Annotated in this window: 21 protein-coding genes; 8 read left to right on the top strand and 13 right to left on the bottom strand. The window is 61.2% G+C overall.

Annotation, left to right across the window (positions count from 1 at the left end; all coding sequences use genetic code 11):
- Positions 1-75: 75 nt before the first annotated feature.
- From ACSSVG_RS06600 to ACSSVG_RS06625, 6 genes are all read right to left on the bottom strand, one after another.
- Positions 76-933, bottom strand: coding sequence for a carbohydrate ABC transporter permease (locus ACSSVG_RS06600; RefSeq protein WP_231342863.1), 858 nt, complete (start codon positions 931-933; stop codon positions 76-78).
- A complete protein-coding gene (locus ACSSVG_RS06605) occupies positions 930-1,772 on the bottom strand; it encodes a carbohydrate ABC transporter permease (protein ID WP_492418002.1) in 843 nt (280 codons plus the stop codon). Before ACSSVG_RS06605 ends, ACSSVG_RS06600 begins: the two co-directional genes overlap by 4 nt.
- A 128-nt stretch (positions 1,773-1,900) precedes the next feature.
- Positions 1,901-3,214, bottom strand: coding sequence for an ABC transporter substrate-binding protein (locus ACSSVG_RS06610; protein WP_231342868.1), 1,314 nt, complete (start codon positions 3,212-3,214; stop codon positions 1,901-1,903).
- Between the two features lie 15 nt (positions 3,215-3,229).
- The gene (locus ACSSVG_RS06615) at positions 3,230-4,087 is read right to left on the bottom strand and encodes a sugar phosphate isomerase/epimerase family protein (RefSeq protein ID WP_492418004.1); all 858 of its coding nucleotides are present in this window, start codon (positions 4,085-4,087) and stop codon (positions 3,230-3,232) included.
- 12 nt (positions 4,088-4,099) lie between these two features.
- Positions 4,100-5,893, bottom strand: coding sequence for a thiamine pyrophosphate-binding protein (locus ACSSVG_RS06620; RefSeq protein WP_253466281.1), 1,794 nt, complete (start codon positions 5,891-5,893; stop codon positions 4,100-4,102).
- Positions 5,886-7,502 carry a GMC family oxidoreductase gene (locus tag ACSSVG_RS06625; RefSeq protein WP_231342876.1) on the bottom strand — a complete coding sequence of 539 codons (1,617 nt, stop codon included), beginning with the start codon at positions 7,500-7,502 and terminating at the stop codon, positions 5,886-5,888. Before ACSSVG_RS06625 ends, ACSSVG_RS06620 begins: the two co-directional genes overlap by 8 nt.
- 307 nt (positions 7,503-7,809) lie before the next feature.
- Between ACSSVG_RS06625 and ACSSVG_RS06630 the strand changes: the two genes are divergently transcribed.
- Positions 7,810-8,484 (top strand): TetR/AcrR family transcriptional regulator, encoded by a 675-nt coding sequence (locus ACSSVG_RS06630; protein WP_231342877.1) that lies wholly within the window; start codon positions 7,810-7,812, stop codon positions 8,482-8,484.
- 49 nt (positions 8,485-8,533) lie between these two features.
- On the opposite strand, the gene ACSSVG_RS06635 is transcribed toward ACSSVG_RS06630, so the two are convergent.
- The 4 genes from ACSSVG_RS06635 to ACSSVG_RS06650 all read right to left on the bottom strand — a co-directional run bounded on the left by ACSSVG_RS06635 (position 8,534) and on the right by ACSSVG_RS06650 (position 12,508).
- Positions 8,534-9,175, bottom strand: a complete 642-nt coding sequence (locus tag ACSSVG_RS06635) for a TetR/AcrR family transcriptional regulator (protein ID WP_492418007.1) — start codon at positions 9,173-9,175, stop codon at positions 8,534-8,536.
- 9 nt (positions 9,176-9,184) lie between these two features.
- The gene (locus ACSSVG_RS06640; protein ID WP_231342880.1) at positions 9,185-9,769 is read right to left on the bottom strand and encodes a sugar O-acetyltransferase; all 585 of its coding nucleotides are present in this window, start codon (positions 9,767-9,769) and stop codon (positions 9,185-9,187) included.
- Between the two features lie 475 nt (positions 9,770-10,244).
- Positions 10,245-10,913: a response regulator gene (locus ACSSVG_RS06645; RefSeq protein WP_253466273.1), complete on the bottom strand. Its 669-nt coding sequence runs from the start codon at positions 10,911-10,913 to the stop codon at positions 10,245-10,247.
- Positions 10,910-12,508: a sensor histidine kinase gene (locus ACSSVG_RS06650; RefSeq protein WP_492418010.1), complete on the bottom strand. Its 1,599-nt coding sequence runs from the start codon at positions 12,506-12,508 to the stop codon at positions 10,910-10,912. The genes ACSSVG_RS06645 and ACSSVG_RS06650 overlap by 4 nt, the downstream gene beginning before the upstream one ends.
- Before the next feature lie 274 nt (positions 12,509-12,782).
- Between ACSSVG_RS06650 and ACSSVG_RS06655 the strand changes: the two genes are divergently transcribed.
- The 4 genes from ACSSVG_RS06655 to ACSSVG_RS06670 are packed head-to-tail and all read left to right on the top strand — an operon-like array spanning position 12,783 to position 16,267.
- Positions 12,783-13,790 (top strand): Bug family tripartite tricarboxylate transporter substrate binding protein, encoded by a 1,008-nt coding sequence (locus ACSSVG_RS06655; RefSeq protein WP_231342885.1) that lies wholly within the window; start codon positions 12,783-12,785, stop codon positions 13,788-13,790.
- Complete coding sequence (locus ACSSVG_RS06660; RefSeq protein WP_231342888.1) at positions 13,787-14,290, top strand: tripartite tricarboxylate transporter TctB family protein; 504 nt, start codon at positions 13,787-13,789, stop codon at positions 14,288-14,290. The genes ACSSVG_RS06655 and ACSSVG_RS06660 overlap by 4 nt, the downstream gene beginning before the upstream one ends.
- On the top strand, positions 14,290-15,828 hold the full coding sequence (locus tag ACSSVG_RS06665) for a tripartite tricarboxylate transporter permease (protein WP_231342892.1): 1,539 nt from the start codon (positions 14,290-14,292) through the stop codon (positions 15,826-15,828). Before ACSSVG_RS06660 ends, ACSSVG_RS06665 begins: the two co-directional genes overlap by 1 nt.
- Positions 15,829-15,874: 46 nt before the next feature.
- Positions 15,875-16,267, top strand: coding sequence for a universal stress protein (locus ACSSVG_RS06670; protein WP_231342893.1), 393 nt, complete (start codon positions 15,875-15,877; stop codon positions 16,265-16,267).
- Positions 16,268-16,333: 66 nt separating this feature from the next.
- Here ACSSVG_RS06670 and ACSSVG_RS06675 read toward each other — a convergent pair whose 3' ends face one another.
- The 3 genes from ACSSVG_RS06675 to ACSSVG_RS06685 all read right to left on the bottom strand — a co-directional run bounded on the left by ACSSVG_RS06675 (position 16,334) and on the right by ACSSVG_RS06685 (position 20,435).
- A complete protein-coding gene (locus ACSSVG_RS06675; RefSeq protein WP_492418013.1) occupies positions 16,334-18,925 on the bottom strand; it encodes a GH32 C-terminal domain-containing protein in 2,592 nt (863 codons plus the stop codon).
- A gap of 34 nt (positions 18,926-18,959) precedes the next feature.
- Entirely contained in the window at positions 18,960-20,165 is a 1,206-nt protein-coding gene (locus tag ACSSVG_RS06680) for a NosD domain-containing protein (protein ID WP_492418015.1), read from the bottom strand.
- A gap of 72 nt (positions 20,166-20,237) precedes the next feature.
- Positions 20,238-20,435 (bottom strand): hypothetical protein, encoded by a 198-nt coding sequence (locus ACSSVG_RS06685; protein ID WP_492418016.1) that lies wholly within the window; start codon positions 20,433-20,435, stop codon positions 20,238-20,240.
- A 312-nt stretch (positions 20,436-20,747) separates the two neighbouring features.
- Between ACSSVG_RS06685 and ACSSVG_RS06690 the strand changes: the two genes are divergently transcribed.
- The 3 genes from ACSSVG_RS06690 (at position 20,748) to ACSSVG_RS06700 (ending at position 23,930) form a co-directional block, all read left to right on the top strand.
- Positions 20,748-22,034, top strand: a complete 1,287-nt coding sequence (locus ACSSVG_RS06690; RefSeq protein WP_492418018.1) for an ABC transporter substrate-binding protein — start codon at positions 20,748-20,750, stop codon at positions 22,032-22,034.
- 79 nt (positions 22,035-22,113) lie between these two features.
- Positions 22,114-23,001 carry a carbohydrate ABC transporter permease gene (locus tag ACSSVG_RS06695; RefSeq protein ID WP_105692744.1) on the top strand — a complete coding sequence of 296 codons (888 nt, stop codon included), beginning with the start codon at positions 22,114-22,116 and terminating at the stop codon, positions 22,999-23,001.
- Positions 23,001-23,930: a carbohydrate ABC transporter permease gene (locus ACSSVG_RS06700; RefSeq protein ID WP_231341950.1), complete on the top strand. Its 930-nt coding sequence runs from the start codon at positions 23,001-23,003 to the stop codon at positions 23,928-23,930. The genes ACSSVG_RS06695 and ACSSVG_RS06700 overlap by 1 nt, the downstream gene beginning before the upstream one ends.
- The last annotated feature ends 22 nt before the right edge of the window (positions 23,931-23,952 follow it).

Consider the following 23,952-nt stretch of genomic DNA (forward strand, 5'->3'; position numbering starts at 1 on the left):
CACTACCGCCCCAATATGGGGAGCGGGCGCAGCCAACGGGCGGATCTTACGCTTCCATCAACGTGGTGGCCGTTTTTAGCGTCCTGCCAAGGAACCCGCGACCCCGCCGACACTGAAGTATTTGTTCAGGGCCGCAAAGACGATCGCCGGAGGCAGCATCATGATGACGGCGACGGCCATAACCGAACCCCAGTCTGTTGAATGCTGCTGGAAGAACGTTTGAACACCGATGGGCAGCGTAAACGTCCCTGAGGACCGCAGGAAGATACTGGCCACCAGGTAGTCGTTCCAGGCCATCAGGAACGTGAAGATGGCTGTCGAGAGGATTCCCGGCAACGAATTCTTCATGACGATGTGCCAGAAGCTACCGAATACAGAAGCCCCGTCAATCCAGGCCGCCTCTTCCAGGCTGTCTGGAATGCCGTCCATGTACGAAGCCATCATCCAGGTTGATACGGACATTGAACTGGCGACGTAGAGGATGGTGATCCCGATCAGGTTATCGGCCAGGCCCATACCGGAGAACAAAATGAACAATGGAATGACCGACGTAATGACGGGAAGTGACTGGATCACGAAGAGCAGGAGCGAGTAACCTTCCACGAGCCGGCTTCGGCCACGGGAAAGCACATAACCGGCGGGTGCGGCTACAAGGACGGACACAACAACAGTTGCCAGTGTTACCTGAAGGCTGTTGAGTAGCCATGCCACTACTTCGGTGTCGGCGAGGACATGGATGAAGTTATCCAGTGTCACACCGCCGGTGCCGTTGTTTGACCTCAGGGACAGGATGAATGTTCCTGCGATAGGGACCAAGGCAACGCTTGCGACGACGATCAGGATCCAGAACCGCTTCCATTTGCCGCGGTCCGCCGGGTCCATGTTCCTGCGCACCTGGGTGCCTGGGCTTCGGGTGAGGCTGGTGGTTGTCATTCGACTCTCGACTTTCGGATCTGCCGGAACAGGATCGTTGCGACCGTCGCCAGCGCAACAGTCATCATGAATGCGATGGCCACCCCAGGTCCGGTTTGGAAGTTCTGGAAAACCGTCCGGTAGGCCAGGACCACGAGGGTGCTTGTTGAGCCCACCGGGCCACCGTGCGTCAGGAGGTAGATGGCTGGGAATTCGTTGACGCAGAAGATCGTCATGAGCACCCAGGAAATATAGGTGGGCTTGGCGATGATGGGCAGTGTCATGTGGATGAACTGCTGGCGCGGTGTGGCGCCGTCGATCTTTGCGGCTTCATAGATGCTCTCGTCCACTGACGTAAGCGCAGCACTCATCATGAGCATCATGAACGGGAAATTCAGCCAGACGATGAACAGGCACACCGTGAGCTGTGCAAGGAACGGATCTGACAAGAACCGCACTTCGCCCAGTCCTAACGTCCGGAACAGCGAGGGGATGGGGCTGGAATCAGTCGCCAGCAGCCAGTTCCAGGAAGTGGACGAAACGACAACCGGAACCACCCAAGGCAGCAGCAGGATGGTTTTCAGAAAACCCCGGGCCGGGATGCGCTTCTGAAGCAGAAGGGCAAGGCCCAGTCCTGAAATCCAGCTTCCGAAGACACCTGTGAAGGTGAAGACAAGAGTGAACCCCGCAGCCTTCCAGAACGCTTCCCCACCCAGGACACGGGCGAAGTTATCCAGACCCACGAACTCGCCGGAGTTGATCAGGGAGCCGTTGTGAACGGCCTGGAATGCAGCGTAAGCAATGGGGTACGCATTGGTCAGCAACAGGATCAGGACCGATGGCGCGATCAGCAATGCCATTGTCGAACGCGATTGTCCGGGCACCTGCTGACGGCGCCGTTGGTTCCGCCTTTTGGTGGGGGCTACTTCCCCCTGCCGGGCGGCACCATGCTGCCCGGCGGGAGGACGAACAAGTGAAGATTGCTGAGTCATGACGAGGTAACAGACTTGATATCGCCATGGAGTTTAGTGAGAGCTGTCTTGGCGTCGGTCTTGCCTCCGAGCAGCGTCTGGCAGAAGTCCGCCATAGCTTGTCCACCGTCGATCGCTGCAAGCTTGGCGGAGGACTGTGAACCCTGTGAAGCAAGGGTCTTGGCTACTGGCTGCCACTTGTTGACGATGTCGACGTTGGACTGGCTTGCTGTGAAGAACGATGCCTCCGCGATGGACTTCAGCGCGGGAAGCTGGGTTACCAGCTTCTTCTCCCACAGCACCTTCATGTTCTTCAGGTAGTGGGTGACAAAAGCTTCGGATGCTTCCAGGGACGGAGTGTTTTTGTACATCATGATGTTGTTGACGTACTGGATGGTGCCGGTGTCGCCGTGGGGTCCCTTGAGCGGGTCCATGACCACGATGTCCTTGTCAGCAAGCTGATCGTCCAGGCCGAGGTAGTAGAAACCCATGCCGACCTTCTTGTTGGTCCACTGGGTAACCAGGTCGTCGTCCTTGAGGCTCACTGCGCCCGGATCGGTCAATCCAGCCTTTACTGCTTCGATGACGAATTCGGCCGTTTCGGTGTTCCGTTCGGTGACGATGTCGAGTTCGCCGCCTTCGTTGAAGAGGCCGCCGCCATTGTTGATCATCAGGCTCAGGATTGCCATGGGGCCGAAGTTGCCGCTACCGCCACTGATGCCCCAGGCGTAGTAGCCCTTCGCAGCGATCTTCTTGCCTGCTTCCAGGAACTCATCCCAGGTGGTCGGCGCCGCCACGCCTGCGGCGTCCAGGACTGACTTGCGGTACCAGAGCGTCTGGATGTCCACGGCCCATGGAACGGCGACGTAGCCCTCCGGTGTCTTCATGGCGTCCAGGACGTGTGGAAGGAAATCGTCGTAGAGCCCGTCCGATTTGAACGATTCGATGAGCTTGTCCGCGTACTCCACGGCGCCTTGGGCAGCATATTGGAACGACTGGAAGCCGCCGCCGGTCGAGACTGCAGGGCCGGTCTTTGAAGCGATGGCCGACGAGTAGGTCTCGTTGAAGCCGTTCCACAGAACTTGCTGGTATCCGATGTCCTTGATGTTGCCGGCACCTTGGAATGACTTGGCGAGCTTCTCGGCTTCTTCTGCGTAGCCGGTAGGGCCCCAAGGCATGTCCCAAAATTTCAGGGTGGTGGAACCGGCGGCGTTGCCGCTTCCACCTCCTGCTGCACATGCGGACATCGAGGCCGTCAACGCAGCCGCTCCTGCCAGGGAGATAAAGCCGCGCCGGGACAGGTTACTGACCAGCGATGAGTTGTTGTTCATGACTATTCCTCCGGATTAACTGATGGGTTGGGGAGAGTGTTGACCGACGCGTCGAATCACGTCGCTCAGGTAGTGGAAACTCTTGGTTGCGGCATCCAACGACCCACATTCAACGGAGAGAACGGTGTCGTGGTTAGCGGATGCCAGGGTGCGAACGATGCGTTCCCAGTCAATGACGCCCTCGCCGCAGGCACACCCAAGCATTCCGCGGACTTTCCCGCGGTACTTCCTGGCGTCCTCTACGGAGATATCTTTCGCGTGAAGGTGGGTAACGTTGGAGATGATGTCTTCCAGCCAAGCGTGAGGATCGTTCTCACTCAGGTAACTGTTTCCGGTGTCCAGGTTGATGGTGAGGACGGGTGTGTCCACGAGCTTCATCAGCCGGTCCAGCCCTTCGGAGGTTGCCGTATAGGGGCCGTGGGTTTCGATAGCGATGGCGATGCCGCGAGGCTCTGCAACCATGGCCGCCTCTTGAAGGGTGTACTTCATCAAGGTGAAGTTTTCTTCCTCCGTAGTCCAGACAGGCACGGGACCGTCGTCGACCATAATCATGGGAGCGCCGCACTCAGCTGCATAGCGGACGGCCTGTTTGAGGTAATCCACAGCGATGTCCGGTTTGGCCAGTGGAGCATGACTGGAGATAGACGAGATCTGCAGTCCACGGCTTTCCGCCGCATGCTTTAGCTTCAGCGGGTCATCCAGCATGGACCTGCTGTGAAAGTAGCCAGCCTCGCTCAAGAGTTCACGGCCCCAGTGGACCATGGGCTCCACGTATCGGAAGCCGATTTCCGCCGCGCGGTCCATAGCCCAGTCAAACGAACCGTTTTCGTAGCGTGCAAACTCGAGATTGAGGCCCAGCTTGATCTCACCCATGGCTTTACCTCGTCAGAATCCGCGCTGCGCGACGTATTCGTCGCGGGTTTCGCCGTGATATGCGGGGACGGCGATGTCCCACCACCCGGTGGGGTGCATCTCGCTCCAGGGAAGCTCGTGCGCGCTCATGGCTTCGATGACGACAGGGCCGTCCGTAGCGAAACCGCGCTCGATTGCCTCTGCAAGCCGTGCCGGATCCTCGACTCGTTCAGCGGTACATCCCAGGGAACGCGCGAACTCGGAAATGTTTGCGAAGTAGGGTTTTCCGTCTGGAGTACACCAGTTGGTGATGAGCCGCCGATCGGCCCCGAACAGGCTGATTTGGAGGTCCTTGATTGCCTCCCAGCCTCCGTTGTTCAAAACAACGACCACCAGGGGTGTGCCCAGCATGACTGCGGTTGAAAGCTCGGTTCCGGTCTGCAGGAAGCTGCCGTCGCCGACCATGGCGAGGACAGGAGTCTCAGGGACTGCGATTTGGGCGCCAATGGCCGCAGGAAGACCGAAACCGATCCCGGACATGCCTCCGGCGACGATGTTGGTCTTCGGCCCGTAGATAGGGAACTCATTGAATGCCTGGTTGGCGGGGTTGCTGGAGTCGGTAACCAGGATGCCCTCCCGGGGAAGAGCTTTGCGGATCTCCACCATGGCCCGCGAATTGGTCATCGGTAGGTAGTCTGTCTCGCGCATTGGGGCAAGGTGGTCCTCCCAGCGCTGCTTGTAGTCCTGGAGTTCTTCGAAGTATTCCGTGCCGTGGTAGTCGGGGCCGTCGCCGAGCAACTCCCGCAGCAACGCCAAGGAAGTCTTCGCGTCACCGACGATCCCCACCTCGACGGGGTAATTGCGTCCAATCTCGAAACCATCGATGTCGATCTGGACAAGCTTGGTTCTGGAGGGGATGTTGAAGGTTGTGCCCTCTTTGTAGGAGGAAGTGATGCGGTCGCTGAAACGGCAGCCGACGGCGAGAATGACGTCGGCTTGGGTCGTCATGCGATTTCCCGGGATGGAGCCCATGTCACCACAGGGCCAGGCGTACAGGTCGTGGTCTGCGGGGAAGGCGCCCTTGCCCATGAAGGAGTGTGTAACGGGGGCACCAAGCCGCTCGGCGATCGAGCGAAGTTCCTCGCTGGCTTCAGCTGCGATGACGCCGCCGCCAGCGAGAATTACGGGACGCTTGGCCGAAGCCAGCAGGGCCGCCGCTTCAGCGATGGTCCGTGCATCGCCAGTGGGCCGTGTGTGTGCACGCCGGTCTCCTGGAATATGTCCGTAGTTCCCGTATTCGGCCTGCAGGTCCTGGGGCACGTCTACGAGAACGGGTCCTTTACGGCCTTCGTTCATGGTGTTGAACGCTTGGGCCATGACAGTGGGAATCTGTTCGAGGCGGTTGGGCTGCCACCAGCGCTTGACAACCGGTTCCGCCATCCGGGGAAAGTTGTTACCGTGGGGGCGGTCGATTTCCTGAAGGACGCCGCGGTTTTCCATATACGTGTGGACGGCGCCGGTGATGAGAATGAATGGCTGGGAGTCGGCGAAGGCTGTTACCAGGCCGGTCAGCGTATTGGTGGCCCCAGGGCCGATGGAGGTGCACACCGCGGCAATCCTGCCGGAGGCGCGGTAATACCCGTCCGCCATGTGTGCAGCACCTTGCTCGTGCATGGCTGGTATCACTTGGATTTCATCCGAGCGATCCACGAAGGCGTCCAAGAGCGCGGTGTTGCCATGGCCGGGCACGGCAAAGACTCGATCAACGCCTTCGCGGATGAGGCAGTCGACAATCATTTGTCCGCCGGTCAGCTGCTTCTCAGTCATTGTGGTTACTTCCTGTAAGTACGGGTGTTATCGGTAGAAATTGGTTCTGACGTGTTGCTGCCCAATGCTGGCTGGCACCAGGCACAATGTGGTCCGCTACGCGGAACGCGTTCGCGGCGATCGTCAGGGCCGGGTTCATCACGGGTAGCGATGGGAAGAAGGACGAGTCGACGACGAAAAGGTTGTCGACATCGTGGGTGCGGCAGGTGGGATCGAGCACGGATGTGCGGGGGTCCTCCCCTGCCCTGATGGTCCCTGCCTGATGGGAATTCACGGCAATTCCTGTGGTCTCACTGAAGATCATGGGATAGCCCATCTTCTGCAGGATTCGCTTGACCTTTTTGACAAGGAGCTGGTGGGCCCGGACATTGTTGGGTTTCCAGTTGATTTGAATTGCCTTGTCGTCCCTCAGGGTCACGCGGTTTTCGGGGTCCGGAAGATCCTCGGTGAACAGCCACCAGTCCAGGCTGTGCCCGGCGGCGATATCCAACGCCCATTTGGGAATGAAAGGCTTTTGTCCAACCAGCATGGCGCCTTGAAGCTTCCCGATCAGCTGAACGTGGCCGAGTGGATAGGGAAAGTCCTTGGTGCCCTTGAGGAGGTAGTCGTTGAAATAGAGCGTCTTCTGGAAGTCGACTTTGTTTCGCTTGGGATGGAAGGCAACCATGATGCTGTTGTTGTGCACCATATAGTTCCGGCCGAGCATGCCCGAAGAATTGGCGAGCCCGTTGGGATGCTGATCATCCGCCGATCTCAGCAAAAGAGCTGCGGAGTTGACCGCACCACATGAAACGACGACCTTGCCGGCCTCGACCACGATGCTCCGGCCTCCTACAACGAGCTCGACGCCGGTAGCCGTCTGCCCCGCAGCATCCGTCAGCACCTTCTCGGCGTAGGCACCGGTCAGGATTTCGACGTTTCCGGATTCAAGGGCGGGCCGAACGCAGGCGACATCGGCGTCCATTTTTGCCAGGACCCTGCATGGAAAACCATCGCAGGTCCGGCAACGGAGGCACGCCCCGCCCTGGCGCCAGTCGATCCCCAAGGGAATATTCGACGGAGTAAGTCCCTGCCGGCGCAAACCATCCGCGACCGCTTGAATTTCCGGCTCGTGCCCGATCGCGGGATAGGGGAATGGTTCGGACCTGGGCAAGGTTGGGTCATCGTCGTGATCGCCATGCACTTTGTAGACGTGTTCTGCACGTGAGTAGTACGGCGCCAAAGCGTCATAGTCGAATGGCCACCGAGGCGAAGTTCCCTCCTCATGCTCGGAGGCGGAAAAATCTTCGCGCCGGAAACGCACCAGCGAGGAGCCGTAGAACTTAGTGTTGCCGCCAACGTAGTAATACGTCCCGGGGTTGAAAGCCTCACCGGTCTCGGAGTACCACTTTTCGGCATTCTTGTAGCGCCCCTGTTCGAAGACCGCATCCGGGTCCCAGTTCTCCGGCTCCTGGGGAACGAATCCTCCACGCTCTACAAGGAGAACGCTTGCCCCGCTGTCTTTCAGGGCATATGCGAGAGTGCCGCCACCCATGCCGCTGCCGATGATTACGACGTCATAGTTCGTATGTGCTGGACCTTCGGTCTGCAAGGAAGGCTGAACAGTCATTCTTCAAAACCTCTCGATTGTAGCCATCGCTGGTTTGCTTGAGCTTTGGGCTGCTCCATGGACTACGGAGTGCTGTGATTGGGCCAGTGAGGCGCATCACCTATAAGCAAGAGTACACGTTATATTCATTTACTCAAGCATTATCCATGGGTAACGCTTTGCCTATTGGGGCAGCACGTCAGATTTTCCGGTTATGGAGTGATGCCCATCACAAGTTCCAAGACTTTAGTGTACGATCGTACCTAATTAATGTCTATTGTACGTACGTACATATACAAGGAAGTACTCGGCAGATTGAGAGATTGCCATGGATGATCCGCAGCCAACCGTGGGATCGGGATCCGGCCAGGACGCAGGAGACCGTCTCCGCACCCGGGACAATTCCGGGAGCTCGGCCACGCAGCCACTCCCCGCTCGGAGACGCCGGCGCTTCGACCCGAACCGCAGGGACCGGATTGCGGAGGCGGCCTTGGAAGTTGTGGCCGAATATGGAGTCGCAGAATCAAGCCTCCGGCGGATTGCCGTCAAAGCCGACGTTCCGCTGGGCTCGCTGACGTATCACTTCACGGGGCTGCAGGACCTTCTGGCGACGGCGTTCGAGCGGCTCATAGCCCATGAACTGGACCGGCTTGAGGGTCGGTTTGAAGGAGTCACCGATGCTGCCGGCGCTTCACGAGAACTCTTGATCCTCATCGACGAAGAGGCTTCAAGACCGGCGAGGAGCCTGTGCCTGAGTCGGGAACTCCAGGCCCTTGCACTGAGGGACCCTGAATGCAGAAGGCTTGCCCGGGCATGGATCAATGGCACCACACGGATCCTCCAGCGCCACTTCGACCCTGTCACCGCGGAGATCCTGGAGATCCTTGTGGAGGGCCTGACCGTGCGTCGGTTCTTCTCGTTCACGGACGCTCCAACAGCACTCGCCAAAGACGCCCTGCGTAGAGTGCTTACGCCCGGAAACTCGCCGGCACCCTACCCATGATCGGAGACGCTGATTCGGGCCAAGGGTCCGGCCTGACAGCCCAACGTCGCTAAAGCCTCTTCGCCGGCCGGGTCCCGGCAAGATCGGTTGCCGGAGCGCTATCGGAGAAGAACAGGCCTGTGCTTGTGCTCGGAGCCGGCCGGGTTGCCACGGAGGCCAGCAGCTTCTCGACCGCCTCGGTGACCAGCCCGCGATCGTAGTCCTGTGGCTCAAAAGCCCTATGTATCGACAACCCCTCAACGAGAGCGTCCAGTTGCCGGGCAACGTCAGGTTCGAAGTGACGCTCAAACGCGGTACGGCTGCGCATCATCCAATCGTGCGTGAGGTGCCGGAATGCCGGTTGCCGGGCCGCCAGGGTGTAGAGCTCCAGCGTCAGCACCAGGGCGTTCCGATCGCCGTAGGTATCCTCAAGGATCATCTCAACAACGGCCGCTTTCACGTCCTCGACTGATTCCGCCTCGTTCATGCGTCGCTCGAAGCGGTCGCTGATTCGGGTGGCGAAAAGCGTGAACGCCTCGTGGAGCAGCTGGTCCATGCCATCGAAGTGGTACGTCATTGAGCCCAAGGGAACGTCTGCCAAGGCCGCGACTTTTCGATGCGACGTTCCGGCGACGCCTTCTGCCGCGATCAGATCCAAGGCGGCTTCGATGATCCGGTCGCGCCTGTCCGGGTCAGTTCTCCGGGTTGTCATATGCCCCACCTAACCGATTGATTTGATCACCTTTGCGGGGCTTCCCACAGCCAAGACGTCCGCAGGCAAATCCTTGGTAACAACTGAACCGGCACCCACAACACTGTTCTCGCCTATGGTCACGCCCGCCAGCACAATGACTCCCCCACCCAGCCAAACATTGTCACCAATGACGATTGGCTTCGCTGCCTCCAACTTGTCCCGCCGAGGCTTGGCCTCCAGAGGATGGGTTGGCGTCAAAAGCTGAACGTTAGGACCGATCTGGCAGTCGCTGCCGATCCGGATCGGGGCTACATCCAAAGCGGTCAGGTTGTAGTTGATGAACGTTCCGGATCCCACGGTCACGTTGAACCCATAATCAACATAAATAGGTGCGCGAATGTGGGAGTCCGCACCCATGGCACCCAGCAATTCACGGGCGACAGCCTGAGCCGCTTCGACGTCGTCCAGGAATGCCGCGTGAAATTCCCCCGCAAGCCGGATTGCCCGCTGCTGTTTGGCCGTGATGTCCTGGTCGTCGGAGATGTAGAAGTCGCCTGAAATCATCCGCTCGTAGTTAGTGCGAGGGTCGCCAAGGAAGTAGTCAGAGGCCATATGTACAACTGTACTAAACACGGGCTAACACCACTCGCGCCTTTGCTGCGGCCTACGACGTAAACGTCTTCGTGGGCTCGATTGTCCACGCAGTTCTGTGCAGGACAGTGGCTACGCGGCGACGGAACCCGACCAGTCGCGTCCGTCTCGCCTTCGCTGCCTCAACCACCGTCGGGGCATGCGGAAGGGCACTTTGTGCCCTCTGATCCAGCTGGGTAAGAAAGAGGGCTACTGGGTGCGTATTAATCATTGAATTCTCCGACTATGCGTCACGGGCCGACGACCATGGGCTTGTGGTGCGCGGACTTCAAGGGTTGGGGGCTGCCCCGAGGCTTGCAGTTACCACTGCCCGTAGATGAGATCCAAGCAACTGAGGCCGGTCCCTGGCCCGCGCTCCACTATTCTAAATCACCCGGCGTACGTTCGTACACATCGCAGCTGGATCTGCCCTTGGGCTACCCGGCGTCCAGCATGCTTACCGCCCCTTCAACACGTAGCGTCTTTCAGGACGTCCGACGCCGTACTTGAGTCTGACCTCCAGCGCCCCCTCGTCGTGGAGGTACTCCAGGTAGCGGCGGGCACTGACGCGCGAGGTCCCGAGTTGCTCGGCAACCTCCGCTGCGGACACGTCGCCCGCAGCGGACTTAAGTGCGGCCTCCACCAATTCGAGCGTCTCAACGCTGCAGCCCTTGGGCAGGGTCCGTTCGGAAACGCCGAGCCCGAACACACGGTTCACATCGGACTGCTCGGCCTCTACCTTGGACGCGTCCAAGCCCTGGTAGGCGCTGAGATAGTGCTCCAACCGCTCCTGAAGGTCCGACTGGGAGAACGGCTTGATCAGGTAATGGACGATCCCACCGCGCAGGGCTTTCCGCACGGTTTCAACTTCACGGGCTGCGCTGATCACCAGCACGTCCAGGTCCGGTGCAACGTCGCGGAGTTGGTGCATGAGGTCCAGCCCGTTGATGTCCGGGAGGTGGATGTCCAGCAACACGAGGTCCGGCTGCAGCCGCTCAGTCTCAACCACGGCCTGGGCACCCGTGTGCGCCACGCCTACCACCTCGAACCCCGTGGTCCTCTGGATGAACCCTGCGTGGACCTTGGCCACCATGAAGTCGTCGTCAACAATCAGTACCTTGATCACGGCCGCTTTGCCCCTTTGCCTGAGTCTGAATCCCGCTTGCTGAACCGCGCGGTGAACACTGCCCCGTTGTCGTTGGACACCGAAAGGTCGCCTCCGGACCGCCGGCAGATCACCCGGGACAACGCCAATCCGAATCCCCGCGCATCGCCCGGCCCGGGGTCCTTCGTGGAGAAACCCTGCCGGAAAATGTCCTCTGCGGAGCCCGTGGGCACACCGGGACCGTTGTCCCGGACGGTGACTGTGACCTCGTCCCGTGAAACAGCAACGAGCACGCGGACCGAGGCCCCGGCGAGGCCAGTGACGGCGTCGAACGCGTTATCCACCAGGTTTCCCACCACGGTGGTGAGGTCTCGCGACAGTTCTTCGTTGACGCGCGGCAGCGCGGACTGCGGATCAAGCTGCAGCTCCACGCCACGTTCGGTGGCGAGGCTGGCTTTGGCGATCAGGAGGGCGGCGAGCGCGGGATCCTCGATGCGGCTGGTGACGTCGTCATTAAGCCGGGTGCGGTCCAGGGTGGCGCCATTGACGAACTGAACCACGGAATCGTATTCGCCGATCTGGATGAGGCCGGAAATGACGTGCAGTTGGTTCGCGAATTCGTGGGCCTGGGCCCGCAGGGTGTCGGTGACGGTGCGGGTGGCTCCGAGTTCGCTCTCCAAGGACGACAACTCGGTCCGGTCCCTCAAGGTTGTCACTGATCCGATGTCGCGGCCGTGGGAGCGGAGGGCCACACGGTTCATGACCACCAACCGCTCCCCCACTAGCACCAGCTGGTCGGGGTCGGACTGTTCCCGGGTCAGCACCACTTTCAATGCCGGGTCCACGGACAGGGATCGCAGCTTCTTTCCCACGCAATCCGGGGGCAGTCCCAGGAGTTGGCGGGCGCTCTGGTTGGCCACTGTGATCCGCTCATGGGGATCCAGGGCCACCACGCCTTCCTTCAAGCCCTGCAGCATCGCCTCCCGGTTTTCCACCAGACCCGTGATTTCCCGTGGTTCCATGCCCAGGGTTTGCCGTTTGACGCGTCGGGACAGGAGGAAGGAGCCGGCGACACCCAGCACGCTGGCGACACCCAGGTACGTCAGCAGGTTGGGCACGGCATCACCGAGGCGCTCGATGGTGGAGGGATAGTTGCGGCTGATCGAGGCTACGCCGATCATTACTCCGGAGTCGTCCAGGACAGGGACGTGGGCAGAAAGCACGGCGCCTCCGCTGCCTGGCAAAACCCCGGTCCACGCCCTGCCTTCCATCACGCGGCTCTCACCGAGGGGCAGCGGCTGACCCACCAGGCTGGGGTCGGACGACGCCACCACCGTACCGTCGAGTTTGGCGAGCGCCACATGGGATGATCCGGACACGGTGCGGACTGATTCGGCCACGGCGGGAAGTGCTGAACCGGCGCGGGGTTCCGCGGTGGGCAGCAAGGCGCGCACGGTGGGGTTGTTGCCCAAGGCTTCCGCGGCGGACAGCGCCCGGCGCCCCTCGGTCCGCTCGAATACGGCGGCTGATTGGGCAAGGGAGATGGCGACTACAGCCACGAGAACGGCCAGGACAATGAGCAGCTGCAGCACAAGGTATTGCCCGGCCAGGGACATCCCTCTTCTTCGAGACCGTCGAGTCACTGCGTGGATTCCTTTGGGTGGAGCCGGATGCGGGTGGGCTGGCAGGGCCCGCTGCGTGGCGTACCGGAACTATACCCCAGCGGCACGGAAGACCAGCTCAGACGGCCAGAACCCGTGAACGCAATGAACTTAAAGATCACTGCGAACACAAGAGTGACCGCCGTCACGTGCGCACCTAGCATCGAGTGAACGGGGCACAACGCTGATCGCCCTGCACCGAATTTTCGATGATGAGAAGAGGAACACCATGCGCCAGATCCGCGCATTGCGAGTCGCCGCCGTCGCTGCCGGCATCGCCCTGATGGCCACCGGTTGCGGTGCCACAGGCAAGAACTCCACCGGTTCTGAGAGTACCGGCGCTGCAGGACCGCTGACCGGTTTCCAGATCATGGTTCCGAACACTCCGGGCGGTGGCTACGACACCACAGCAAGGGCAGCCGCGAAGGTCCTTGATGACGAGAAGATCTCCACCAATACCGAGGTATTCAACCTGGCGGGCGCCGGTGGCACCGTGGGCCTGGCCCGCATTGTCAACGAGAAGGGCAACGGCGACCTCACCATGCTCATGGGCCTCGGCGTCGTGGGAGCCAGCTACACCAACAAGTCGGAGTCGAAGCTGACCGAGACCACCCCGTTGGCAAAGCTCATTGAGGAACCCGGGGCCATCATGGTCGGCAAGGACTCCCCGTACAAGACGATCGATGACCTGGTGAAAGCCTGGAAGGCCAACCCGGGTTCCATCGCCGTCGGCGGCGGCTCCTCGCCCGGCGGCCCGGACCACCTCCTGCCGATGCAGTTGGCAGGCGCTGTTGGCATCGATGCCACCAAGGTCAACTTTGTCTCCTACGACGGCGGCGGCGACCTTCTGCCTGCCATCCTCGGCAACAAGCTTGGCTTCGCCGCTTCCGGCGCAGGCGAGTACCTGCAGCAGATCAAGTCCGGCGAAATCCGCGTGCTGGCTACCAGCGGCGAGAACCGTTTGGAGGGCGTGGATGCCCCCACGTTGAAGGAATCCAACATTGACCTGGTCTTCACCAACTGGCGCGGCATCGTGGCCCCTCCGGGCATCAGCGAGGACGACAAGAAGTCCTTGATCGCCGCGCTGGAGAAGATGCACGCATCTGCCGGTTGGAAGGAAGCGCTGAAGACCCATAGCTGGTCTGACGCGTTCGTTACCGGCGACGAATTCCAGACCTTCCTGACCGACCAGGACAAGCGCGTGGCGGATGTCCTCACCAAGCTCGGGTTGGCGTGAGCTCCATAGCCACAGGCCTGAAAGGCCGCGCCGAGCTGGGGGTAGCCCTCCTGCTCGGCGTGGTCGGCGTCCTGGTCTTCCTGGACGCGAACGGCCTGGTGACCCCATATTCGCAGTCCGACCCTGTGGGTCCGAAGACTGTTCCATTCATTGTTTCCGGGCTGCTGATCATCTGCGCCATCCTCCTTGCCATCAATGTCCTGCGTGGCGGCAAAGGTGAGGCCGAAGGCGGCGAGGACGTCGACCTGGCCCACCCTGCGGACTGGAAGACCGTCCTCCCCTTGGCCGGAGCCTTCATCCTCAACATCCTGCTCATCGACTGGGCCGGCTGGGTCATTTCCGGGACCGTCCTGTTCTGGGGCAGCGTCCTTGCCTTGGGCAGCCGCCGCTACATTCGTGATGGCCTGATCTCCATCGCCCTCTCCCTGCTGACCTTCTACGGCTTCTACCTCGGCCTGGGCATCGCACTGCCGGCCGGACTCCTGGAAGGAATCCTCTAATGGACGTCTGGTCCTCCCTGATGGACGGTTTCGCCACCGCCCTGACCCCCATGAACCTCTTGTTCGCCGTGATCGGCGTGCTGCTGGGGACCGCCGTCGGCGTTCTTCCCGGGCTGGGCCCGGCCATGACCGTCGCGCTGCTGCTGCCCGTCACTGCTGCGCTGGAACCCACCAGCGCCTTCATCATGTTCGCCGGCATCTACTACGGCGGCATGTTCGGCGGTTCCACCACCTCCATCCTGCTGAACACACCGGGTGAATCGTCGTCAGTGGTGACGGCCATCGAAGGCAACAAGATGGCCAAAGCGGGCAGGGCCGCGCAGGCCCTCGCTACCGCCGCCATCGGCTCGTTCATCGCCGGTACCATCGGCACGGCCCTGCTGGCTGTGTTCGCACCCATCGTGGTGCAGTTTGCCGTGAGCTTGGGCGCTCCGAGCTACTTCGCCATCATGGTCCTCGCCCTGCTGGCAGTGACTGCCGTCCTGGGTTCATCAAGGCTCCGCGGTTTCGCTTCGCTTGCCCTCGGCCTGGCCATCGGACTGGTGGGCATCGACTCCGTGACCGGCCAACGCCGCCTGACCTTCGGCCAGCCCTTGCTGGTGGACGGCCTGGACATCGTAGTGGTCGCGGTCGCGATCTTCGCCGTGGGTGAAGCCCTCTGGGTTGCCGCCCACCTCCGCCGCACTCCCCTCCACGTCATTCCGGTAGGCCGCCCGTGGATGGGCAAAAAGGACTGGTCCCGTTCCTGGAAGCCTTGGTTGCGCGGCACCGCTTTTGGCTTCCCGTTCGGCGCTTTGCCCGCCGGTGGCGCCGAAATCCCCACCTTCCTCTCCTATGTCACCGAGAAACGGCTCAGCAAGCATCCGGAGGAGTTCGGCAAGGGCGCCATCGAAGGCGTCGCCGGACCCGAGGCCGCCAACAACGCCGCCGCCGCCGGGACACTGACCCCGATGCTCGCCCTCGGCCTGCCCACCAACGCAACAGCCGCCGTCATGCTCGCGGCCTTCACGTCCTACGGCATCCAGCCCGGCCCGCAATTGTTCTCGAGCCAGGGCCCCTTGGTCTGGGCGTTGATCGCCAGCCTCTTCATCGGCAACTTCCTGCTACTGCTCATCAACCTGCCCTTGGCACCGGTCTGGGCCAAGCTGCTGCAGCTCCCCCGCCCGTACCTCTACGCGGGCATCCTGTTCTTCGCCACGCTGGGCGCCTACTCGGTCAACCTGCAAGCTTTCGATCTTGTGATCCTGCTGGTACTCGGCGCACTGGGATTCATGATGCGGCGCTTCGGACTTCCGGTCCTGCCGCTGATCCTCGGAGTTATCCTTGGTCCGCGCATCGAAGGCCAGCTCCGTAAGACGTTGCAGCTGAGCGCCGGCGACCCCGCAGGCCTCTTCAGCGAACCCATCGCGATCGTGGTCTACATCATCGTGGCGATCATCCTGGTATGGCCGTTTGTCTACAAGCTCATCCGGCGCAACCTTCCTGCGAAGAGCCCTCTGCTCCCGGCCAATTCGGGCGCTGCCGACTACAGCGACTGACCAACCCATTTCACGACAACAAGTTTCGGTACAACAAGGAGAAACCATGACCATCGTGGTGGGATACGTCCCCACACCAGAAGGCGAAGCGGCTTTGACGCAGGCCATCGCCGAGGCCAAGAAGAGCAACGACACCCTGTTGGTCATCAACTCGTCCAAGGGCGATGCCTTGGTGGACAACCGCTACGCGCAGCAGCCGGATATCCAGAGCATCGAGGAACGCCTGGCCGAGCACGGCATCCAGCACATCATCAAGCAGCCGGTCCGCGGCCATGATGCAGCTGCCGAAGTCCTGGACGCCGCCGACGAGAACGATGCCGATCTGATTGTCATCGGCCTGCGCCGGCGCAGCCCGGTAGGCAAGCTCATCATGGGCAGCGTCTCCCAGCGGATCCTGTTGGAAGCGGACTGCCCGGTGCTGGCGGTCAAAGCGGACTAACGTCAGAGGGCACGACGGCGGCTGGTCACCTTGGCGACCAGCCGCCGTCGTGCGTTGCAAGGCGGGTCAGCCTCCCCACATAGCCGGGTTGAGCGGCGTCACGGTCATGCTTTCCAGCCGGGCAGTACCCCCTTCGGAGAAGACCGAAATTGCTGTGGCGCCAGCACCGGGGAAGACCTGGTCCGTGAGGGTCGTCAGGCCGTCCTGCGCAAAGACCTCCACAGATGCCCTGTCGACGTAGACCCGGAGGTGGAGCCTGCCATTGATCAACTCCACCTTCGCGTCCTCGACTGAACTGAAGGCGGGATGGAAGCCTTCGTTGCCCGAGTTGGTCCGGTCGATGGAGAGCCGCTGAGTGGCCGTTGCGTAACCGATCCTTGTTGATTCGTTGGCGTTTCCGAGCACTTTCAGGCCGAACGCGGACGCGCTGCCCGGGGAGAACTCAGCATCAATCTGCACCACATCGCCCGTGATCGGAAGTGCGGTGGTTCCCTGTTGGAGGTCCTGCGCGGATGCCGCGTAGCTCGCGGCCGTGTTCTTCAACGCGCCCGCCTGTGACACCACCTGCTGCCGCAGCCTTGGTCCGGCAGGAGTCTGGGTGAGAACCACCTCCCGCGGCAGGGCCATGCTTCCGCGCCAGGTGGAGGTGGGGGTGTCCTGGCCATAATCCCAGTTGTTCATCCAGCCCAGCATGATGCGTTTGCCGTCGGGCGCATTGTTGAACGACACCGTGGCGTAGTAGTCCCTGCCCCAATCCAGCCAATCGTGCTGTTCCAGATGGGATGCGTCCGAGGAAACGAACTCATCGGCAAGGATGTGCCCCCATCCTCCGCGGTTGTTGTCGACGATCCTGATGGTGGCCTGGCTGCCCTTATAGGCGCTGACGTCCCAGGCGTTCCAGGCCAGGTGCTCGGAATTGGCTCCGGTTGCGCTCCGCACCGTCTGGCCGTTGACCACGAGGTTCACGGTGGTTTCGCTGCTGCGGACCTTGGCCGGCTCCGAACCGAGGACCATGTTGTCCAGGGTCAGGTGCCCCCACGGACCCGTTGCGTTATCCACGATCCTGATGCGCGCGATCTGCCCGTACCAAGGGGAAACGTCCCAGTTCTTCCAATTCAGGTCCCCCGAATTGGTTCCCGTCGTGGTCCGGACCGGCACGCCGCCCACCAGCAGTTCCACTTGGAGATGCCCGTCGGTTCGTTCTCCACCGCCCAGGAGGAAAGCAACGTTGGTGTTGGTCAGGTAGAACTCAGGGGACGTGATGGTGCCGACGTTGTTGTCCTGGTAGGGGCCGCCTTCGAAGGTATTGATTCTTTTCCCGTTGGCGAATTCACCGCCCGACGTCGATGGGTTCAGTGCCGCCTGGAAGTCGCCGCTGAGTTGCCAACCGGCTTGGGAGAGCGTTCCTGGGTAGTCGAACCCGTCAAAAAGCAGGTAACCCGGCGGAGCCTGGTTGCCCGACTGCTGTCCGGGCTGCTGGGCATGCTTTCCGCCTCCGATGAGGAAATTGAGGTAATCCTTGTCCACGGTGAACGGCGCGGACTCCATGGTGCCGACGGGAGTGTCGCCACCGTGGAAGCCGTTCAGCAGTCCCGCACCGATGTGACCCGTTACTTGCTGCTGTCCGGGGATGGTTCCCGACGCCGGAGCGCTCCCCCATGGACCGGAACCGTTGGAAGGATCGTTCTGCACGTTCCACCCGCCGTAGTTGCCGCCGTTGAAGCCGGCCAGGACGTTGCCGGGTGGAAGCTGGTCGGCGGGGTCGATGTTTTCCGCGGTGAACGTTGTTCCGTTGAAGTCCCCCACAAAGTACTGTCCGCCGCTGCCGCCGCCGACGGCCCCCGGGTTGATGTTCACAGCCAGGACCCACTTGACGTTATTGGGGTTCCCATCGACTGCCAGCGGGAACAGGTCAGGACACTCCCACTGCCCGCCGACAGCATTCGCCGGGCCGAAATCGTCCAGGTATTCCCACTGCTTAAGGTCGCTGCTCTTGTAGAAGAGAACCCTGTGCTCGTCCGCCTCCACCGCAGCCATCACCCAATAGTCCGCTCCGGATGGATTGTCGTACCAGAAGACCTTGGGGTCGCGGAAGCTTGGCGTGTTCCGGCTGAGGACAGGGTTTCCGCCGTACTTGGTCCAGCTTTGACCATCGTCCAGGCTGAACGCCAGGGATTGCGCCTGTTTACCCGGGTAGAGCGGGTGCGCTCCCGTGTAGTTGCTCGTGTATACGGCAACCAAGGGCGGGTTCTGCAGGGTCCCGAATCCGCTGCTGTTGTGGGTGTCGACCACCACGGATCCTGAGAAGATCTCTTCGATCACCTGCCCGTTGCCGTTGAGTCCCCGCGAAATCGCGAGGGGCTGCTCCTCCCAGTGGATCAGGTCCGTTGAGGAGGCGTGCCCCCAGCTCATGTCTCCCCACCGTGTTCCGTTGGGGTTGTACTGGTAGTACATGTGGTATTTGCCGTTGTGGTAAACCAACCCATTGGGGTCGTTCATCCAGTTGGCCTCCGGCGTGTAATGAAGCGAGGGCCGGTATTGTTGCGTGGCTGGATCCGGGTCGGTGGCCCGGGCAGCGCTGGTAGTCACTGCGAAAGAGGCTGCGGTGAGTGCCACGGCAGTCCCGATCGACAGCCAGGCTTTGGTACGTCTGGTCATCTTTGACCGACCTTTCACGAGTGCTTGCCGGCCGCTATGGCGTGGGCCTGAAGGAGTAGCTGGACGCGTACCGCACCACTTGGTTGCTGTCGCCGCTGTCCAGCACTTTGGACCCGGACGTTGAAGCATCCAAGACCACCGTGTGGACGGGAATGGCCGAAACCGTGTTGTTGGTGGCGATGAAATTGTTGTTTCCGGACGCCACCAGGATGATGGTGGGCGTCTGCCCTGCCGGCACCACGGAACCGGATGGGACGTCGTAGCTGAAGTGGTTGCCAGTGACCGTGTTGTTGCTGCCGGCGATGTGCACCAGGCCATAAAGATCGTCCAGGCCGTTGTTGTAGGGCTTCAGTGGATCGAACGGTTCCATCTGCCGCAGTAAATGGTTGGCTCCCACCAGATTCTCAGTGCAGTTCCCCTCGAAATTCACCATGCCGGCATAGAAAGCGTGGAAACGGTTGGACGTAATGGAGGATCGGCCGCAGTCCTTGAAGTGCACGCTGCTCTTTCCACGGGGGAACACATGGTTCCCTGTCACCAGAAGGCCCCAGTGGCCCTCGGCGAAGATGGAGAATCCCACGAATCCTGCGCCAATGAGGTTGTCCGTGACTTTGGAGGCCTGGCCTGATCCCGTCAGCTCTATGCACGATCCGCATTCAGCCAGGAAGTTGCCGCTGACGCTGAGGGCATCAGTGTCGCGCACCACCAAGCCATGTTCGAGGTACACCATGCCCATGCCTTCAACCCTGCAGGAATCGTTGGCGGAGTCGAAGCGGATGCCTGTCTTGCCGTTGGTGTAGTCGTTTTCGTTGGAGCCGAAGGAGACACCGTCCAGGCAGAAGTTCTGGAACACGATCGAGCTAAGCCGCGGGTCTCCGGTCCGGTAGACGCGGAAGGCGTCTGTATTTCCGTCGGTGTTCTCCACGCGGATCCGGCTGCCCCCGGGGTTGATTTCATGCCAGGCGGAGGTGTTGCCGGCGTTGTAGCGGATGCTGCTGGACGTGAATCCGTGCCCGGATCCACGGATGGTCAAAAAGCTGACGTCCACGTTGACACGGGTCTTGAGCGAGTAGTCTCCCGGCGGAATGTAGATCACTGCGCCGGGTTTTGATGCCTGGTTGGTCTGCTGGCTCTTAATGTCAGCGATGATGCTGTTGATGATGAGCCCGATGTCGTTGTACGGGGTGGCGGCGGGGTTCCCTGGCACGCTCCAGGTGGTGACGTCGTAGACAGTGGTCACAGCGTTTTCTCCTCACATCGTTGGGGGTACTGCTCGAGTGGCCTTGCGGTGGTGCTGGTGGTGCTTTTGCTGCTAGAGCACCCCGATGATGCCCCGGTGCCCTGGGGCTGCCTGGGCCCCTCCCGTAGCAGGCACCTTCTGCGCCGGGCCTTTCGCCATGGCTTCCTTCGCTGACAGCACGACGGCGGTGCCGGCAACTGCCGCCGCTGGAATCAGCCGAAGGATGCTCCTTCGGCTGAGGTATGGGGATGGGGTTGGAGTTGGATCCATGGTTCTCCTTTGAACTCGATGGTGACTTGGCGGCCCGGCGGCCCGGAACTGATCAGGACTGGGAGGTTTGCCAAAAAATGCCAAATCAGCCAAAATATGCCAAAACGATTTGTCGACTGGCGCGGCCCACTTTATGATCAAGCCACCAATGGCGTCAAGGGGTCCTAAATGTTTCGCGGAAGCCATTGACAGAACTCGCCCTACAGTCCTAATGTCAATGCCAAGTCGTTTTGGCAAAACGATTTTTCAAGCCAACTGCAATCCCCTTCGTCTCTCTGCAATTTCCGTTCAAGAGAAAGTGAGTCGACAGCGATGTCCACTCGAAACACCATCTCCAAGCTCGTCACCCTCGGCGGGCTGTGCACCGCCGTCGCACTCGCTGCCACCGGTTGTGGCGCAGGCGGCCCGGCACCATCCTCCGGCGGCTCCGCCGGCTCCAGCTCCATCAACGTCCTGGTCGAAGCCGGTGGTCACGCCGAACTCACGGGCGTGGCTGAGCAGTGCAAGAAGGACACTGGAATTGAAGCGAACTTTGTGGAGCTCCCCTACGACGGCATGTTCAACCGCCTGTCCAGCGAGTTCTCCTCGGGCAACGTGTCCTTCGACGTCGCGGCTTTGGACTCGGTCTGGCTGCCGAGCTTCAAGGACGCCGTCCAACCCATCGATGAGCTGTTCACAGACGACGTCAAGAAGGACATCTTCCCCGCACTGGTCAAGGAAGCCAACGTGGACGGCCACTTCATCGGCCTGCCAGCCTGGACCAACGCCGAGATCATCCTGTACCGCAAAGACCTCTTCGAAGACGCCAAGAACAAGGCCGATTTCCAGGCAAAATATGGCTACGAACTCGCCGCACCCACCACGTGGAAGCAGTACCAGGACATTTCCGAGTTCTTCACCAAGGACGGCATGTACGGCACGGACGTGAAGGGCGCCGTCGAAACAGAATGGCTGGCCCATGTGCTCCAGGCCGGTTCCCCCATGGTGCTGGACCAGGACAACAACGTGGTCATCGACAACGCGGCCCACAAGGAAGCTCTCGACTTCTATGTGAGCCTGGCCAAGTTTGCCCCCACCGGCGCCGCACAGGTTGACTGGGCCGCGGCACAAAACCTGTTCAACCAGGGCAAGACAGCCATGACCCGCTTCTGGGCCCATGCCTACCGCCAGATCCCTGCTGATGCACCCGTGGCAGGAAAAGTAGGTGCCGCAGCGATGATCGGCGGCAGCGCCGGCGTCGCAGGCGTCCCGGGACCTTGGTACCTGTCCGTTCCCAAGGCAACCAAGAACACTGAAGCCGCCAAGAAGTTCGTCAAATGTGCTTATGACTACAACAGCATGGGCATCGACTCCAAGCTCGGCCTGGCTTCGCGCATCAGCGCGTTTGAGAAATACCAGGACCAGCCTGGCTACGAAAGCTTCAAGCCGCTGATTGAAACCCTCAACGCTCCGGCAACGGCCACCCGGCCGGCAACCGCCAAGTGGCAGCAGATCGTTGACACCGTCCTGATCCCGTTGCTGCAGAAGGCCGTGGCCGGGGGAGACACCTCGGCGCTCCTGGCCGATGCCAAGAAGCAGGTCCAGGACCTCCTGAAGTAGAACTCCGCGGCCGGCACCGGCCCGCGCACAGCGCGAAAGACAGTGCCGGCCGCGGTCCCAACCAGCAGAAAAGAAAACCGTGCGTATCTCCGATCGCCGCTTCGCCCTCTATCTGATGACGCCCGCGGCACTGTTCCTGGCCGTATTCGTGGCCTATCCCCTCTTCCGCTTGGTGGCGGACAGCTTCTTCAAGATCTCCCCTATCGCGGGCGGCCCCCGTGATTTTGTTGGTTTCCAAAACTACGTCACGGCGTTCACCTCCGAAGCCTTCACCAGCGCCGGATGGCGGACCCTTGCCTACACCCTGGTGGTGGTGACACTCGAGTTCGCACTCGGCTTGGGCATGGCTCTGCTGTTCACCACCTTGGGGAAGAAATCCCAGATCTGGCGGACCGTCTTCCTCTACCCCCTGATGATCGCCCCGATCGTGGCGGGCCTGCTGTGGAAGTTCCTGATGATCGATAATTTCGGCCTCATCGGCACACTCCTCCACCAAGCCGGCATCCTGTCCGATCCCAACCAGATCGGCTGGCTGTCCGACCCCAACATTGTGTTGTTCTCGGTGGCCATTCCGGACATCTGGCTCACCACCTCCTTCATGTGCCTTGTGCTCTTTGCGGGCCTCCAGAACATCCCCGGCGATCTAATCGAGGCCGCCCGCCTTGATGGGGCACGGGCTCCGGCACTCCTCTTCCGGATCATCCTTCCGCTGCTGCGTCCAGTCATCGCCGTCGCGCTGGTGGTTCGCGGCATTGACGCAGCAAGGGCTTTCGACACCATCCTCATCCAGACCAACGGCGGACCGCAGTCGGCCTCGGAAACCATGAGCCTGCTGATCTACCGGACCATGATCCGCTTCGGCGACCCAGGGCTCGCCAGTGCCATGGGCACCATCTATCTCCTCGCAATGCTCGCCATTGCCTTCGTTGCAGTGGCCACCATCTGGCGGCCTGGAAAGGACAACTGATGAGCAACGCGAGCCTAGCCACCAAAGCCAGCCCGCCGGCGTCGGATACTTCCGAGCCACAACCGCTGCGCAAACGGCGGGGGGTCAACCGCGAAGGCCTCGAAGCCGGCAAACGGAGCACCCGTACCATCCTCTGGATCCTGCTGGCCGTGGCCATGGTGCTGTACGGCTTCCCGTTCCTGTACTTGCTGTTCACGTCGTTCAAGACGCCGATCGACACCATCGCGGTTCCCCCCACCATCCTGCCGCGGGAGTGGACTCTGGAGAACTACACCAACGCCCTGGGCCGAAGCGGGGTCTTGGCGTCCTTCATCAACAGCATCCAAACGGCTGTCATCAGTACTGTGTTGTCACTGGTCCTGGCCGTTCCGGCCGCTTACGGCATCACACGCTACAAGACACCGAGCGGACGCGTCTTCATCATGGCCGCCCTGGTCACCCGCATGGTGCCGCCAGTGGCCATCGGCATTCCGCTGGCGTCCATGATGTCCTCGGTGGGCCTGGCGGATACCCCCATAGCCCTGTCCATTGCCCACACCACCATCTCCCTTCCGCTGTCCATCTGGCTGATGTCCAGCTTCTTCGAGTCGGTCCCCCGGGACTTGGAAGAAGCCGCAACCGTGGATGGGTGCAGCCGGCTTGGAGCCCTGTGGCGGGTGGTGATCCCGGTAGTGTCCGGCGGTATCGCCGTCACCGCGATCTTCGCCTTCCTGGCCTCATGGAACGAGTTCCTGTTCGCCCTCCTGATGACAGCCATCCGGTCCCAGACCACGCCCGTGGTGATTGCGAACTTCCAAACGCAGTTCGGCCTGGACTGGGGATCCATGACGGCCCTCGCTGCTGTCTACTCGATCCCGGTCATCCTGCTGACGCTGCTGCTGCAGCGGAAAATCGTGGCAGGCATGACGCTGGGCGCTGTGAAGGGCTGATCATCAAGTCCAGTACTCAAGG

It is taken from the genome of Paenarthrobacter sp. E2MeOHC11, from assembly GCF_058744955.1.

Excerpts from the sequence above, each read along its gene's own strand:
- ACSSVG_RS06600 (WP_231342863.1), bottom strand. The coding sequence starts at position 933 with ATGACAACCACCAGCCTCACCCGAAGCCCAGGCACCCAGGTGCGCAGG.
- ACSSVG_RS06605 (WP_492418002.1), bottom strand. The coding sequence starts at position 1,772 with ATGGCATTGCTGATCGCGCCATCGGTCCTGATCCTGTTGCTGACCAAT.
- ACSSVG_RS06610 (WP_231342868.1), bottom strand. The coding sequence starts at position 3,214 with ATGAACAACAACTCATCGCTGGTCAGTAACCTGTCCCGGCGCGGCTTT.
- ACSSVG_RS06615 (WP_492418004.1), bottom strand. The coding sequence starts at position 4,087 with ATGGGTGAGATCAAGCTGGGCCTCAATCTCGAGTTTGCACGCTACGAA.
- ACSSVG_RS06620 (WP_253466281.1), bottom strand. The coding sequence starts at position 5,893 with ATGACTGAGAAGCAGCTGACCGGCGGACAAATGATTGTCGACTGCCTC.
- ACSSVG_RS06625 (WP_231342876.1), bottom strand. The coding sequence starts at position 7,502 with ATGACTGTTCAGCCTTCCTTGCAGACCGAAGGTCCAGCACATACGAAC.
- ACSSVG_RS06630 (WP_231342877.1), top strand. The coding sequence starts at position 7,810 with ATGGATGATCCGCAGCCAACCGTGGGATCGGGATCCGGCCAGGACGCA.
- ACSSVG_RS06635 (WP_492418007.1), bottom strand. The coding sequence starts at position 9,175 with ATGACAACCCGGAGAACTGACCCGGACAGGCGCGACCGGATCATCGAA.
- ACSSVG_RS06640 (WP_231342880.1), bottom strand. The coding sequence starts at position 9,769 with ATGGCCTCTGACTACTTCCTTGGCGACCCTCGCACTAACTACGAGCGG.
- ACSSVG_RS06650 (WP_492418010.1), bottom strand. The coding sequence starts at position 12,508 with ATGTCCCTGGCCGGGCAATACCTTGTGCTGCAGCTGCTCATTGTCCTG.
- ACSSVG_RS06655 (WP_231342885.1), top strand. The coding sequence starts at position 12,783 with ATGCGCCAGATCCGCGCATTGCGAGTCGCCGCCGTCGCTGCCGGCATC.
- ACSSVG_RS06665 (WP_231342892.1), top strand. The coding sequence starts at position 14,290 with ATGGACGTCTGGTCCTCCCTGATGGACGGTTTCGCCACCGCCCTGACC.
- ACSSVG_RS06670 (WP_231342893.1), top strand. The coding sequence starts at position 15,875 with ATGACCATCGTGGTGGGATACGTCCCCACACCAGAAGGCGAAGCGGCT.
- ACSSVG_RS06675 (WP_492418013.1), bottom strand. The coding sequence starts at position 18,925 with ATGACCAGACGTACCAAAGCCTGGCTGTCGATCGGGACTGCCGTGGCA.
- ACSSVG_RS06685 (WP_492418016.1), bottom strand. The coding sequence starts at position 20,435 with ATGGATCCAACTCCAACCCCATCCCCATACCTCAGCCGAAGGAGCATC.
- ACSSVG_RS06690 (WP_492418018.1), top strand. The coding sequence starts at position 20,748 with ATGTCCACTCGAAACACCATCTCCAAGCTCGTCACCCTCGGCGGGCTG.
- ACSSVG_RS06700 (WP_231341950.1), top strand. The coding sequence starts at position 23,001 with ATGAGCAACGCGAGCCTAGCCACCAAAGCCAGCCCGCCGGCGTCGGAT.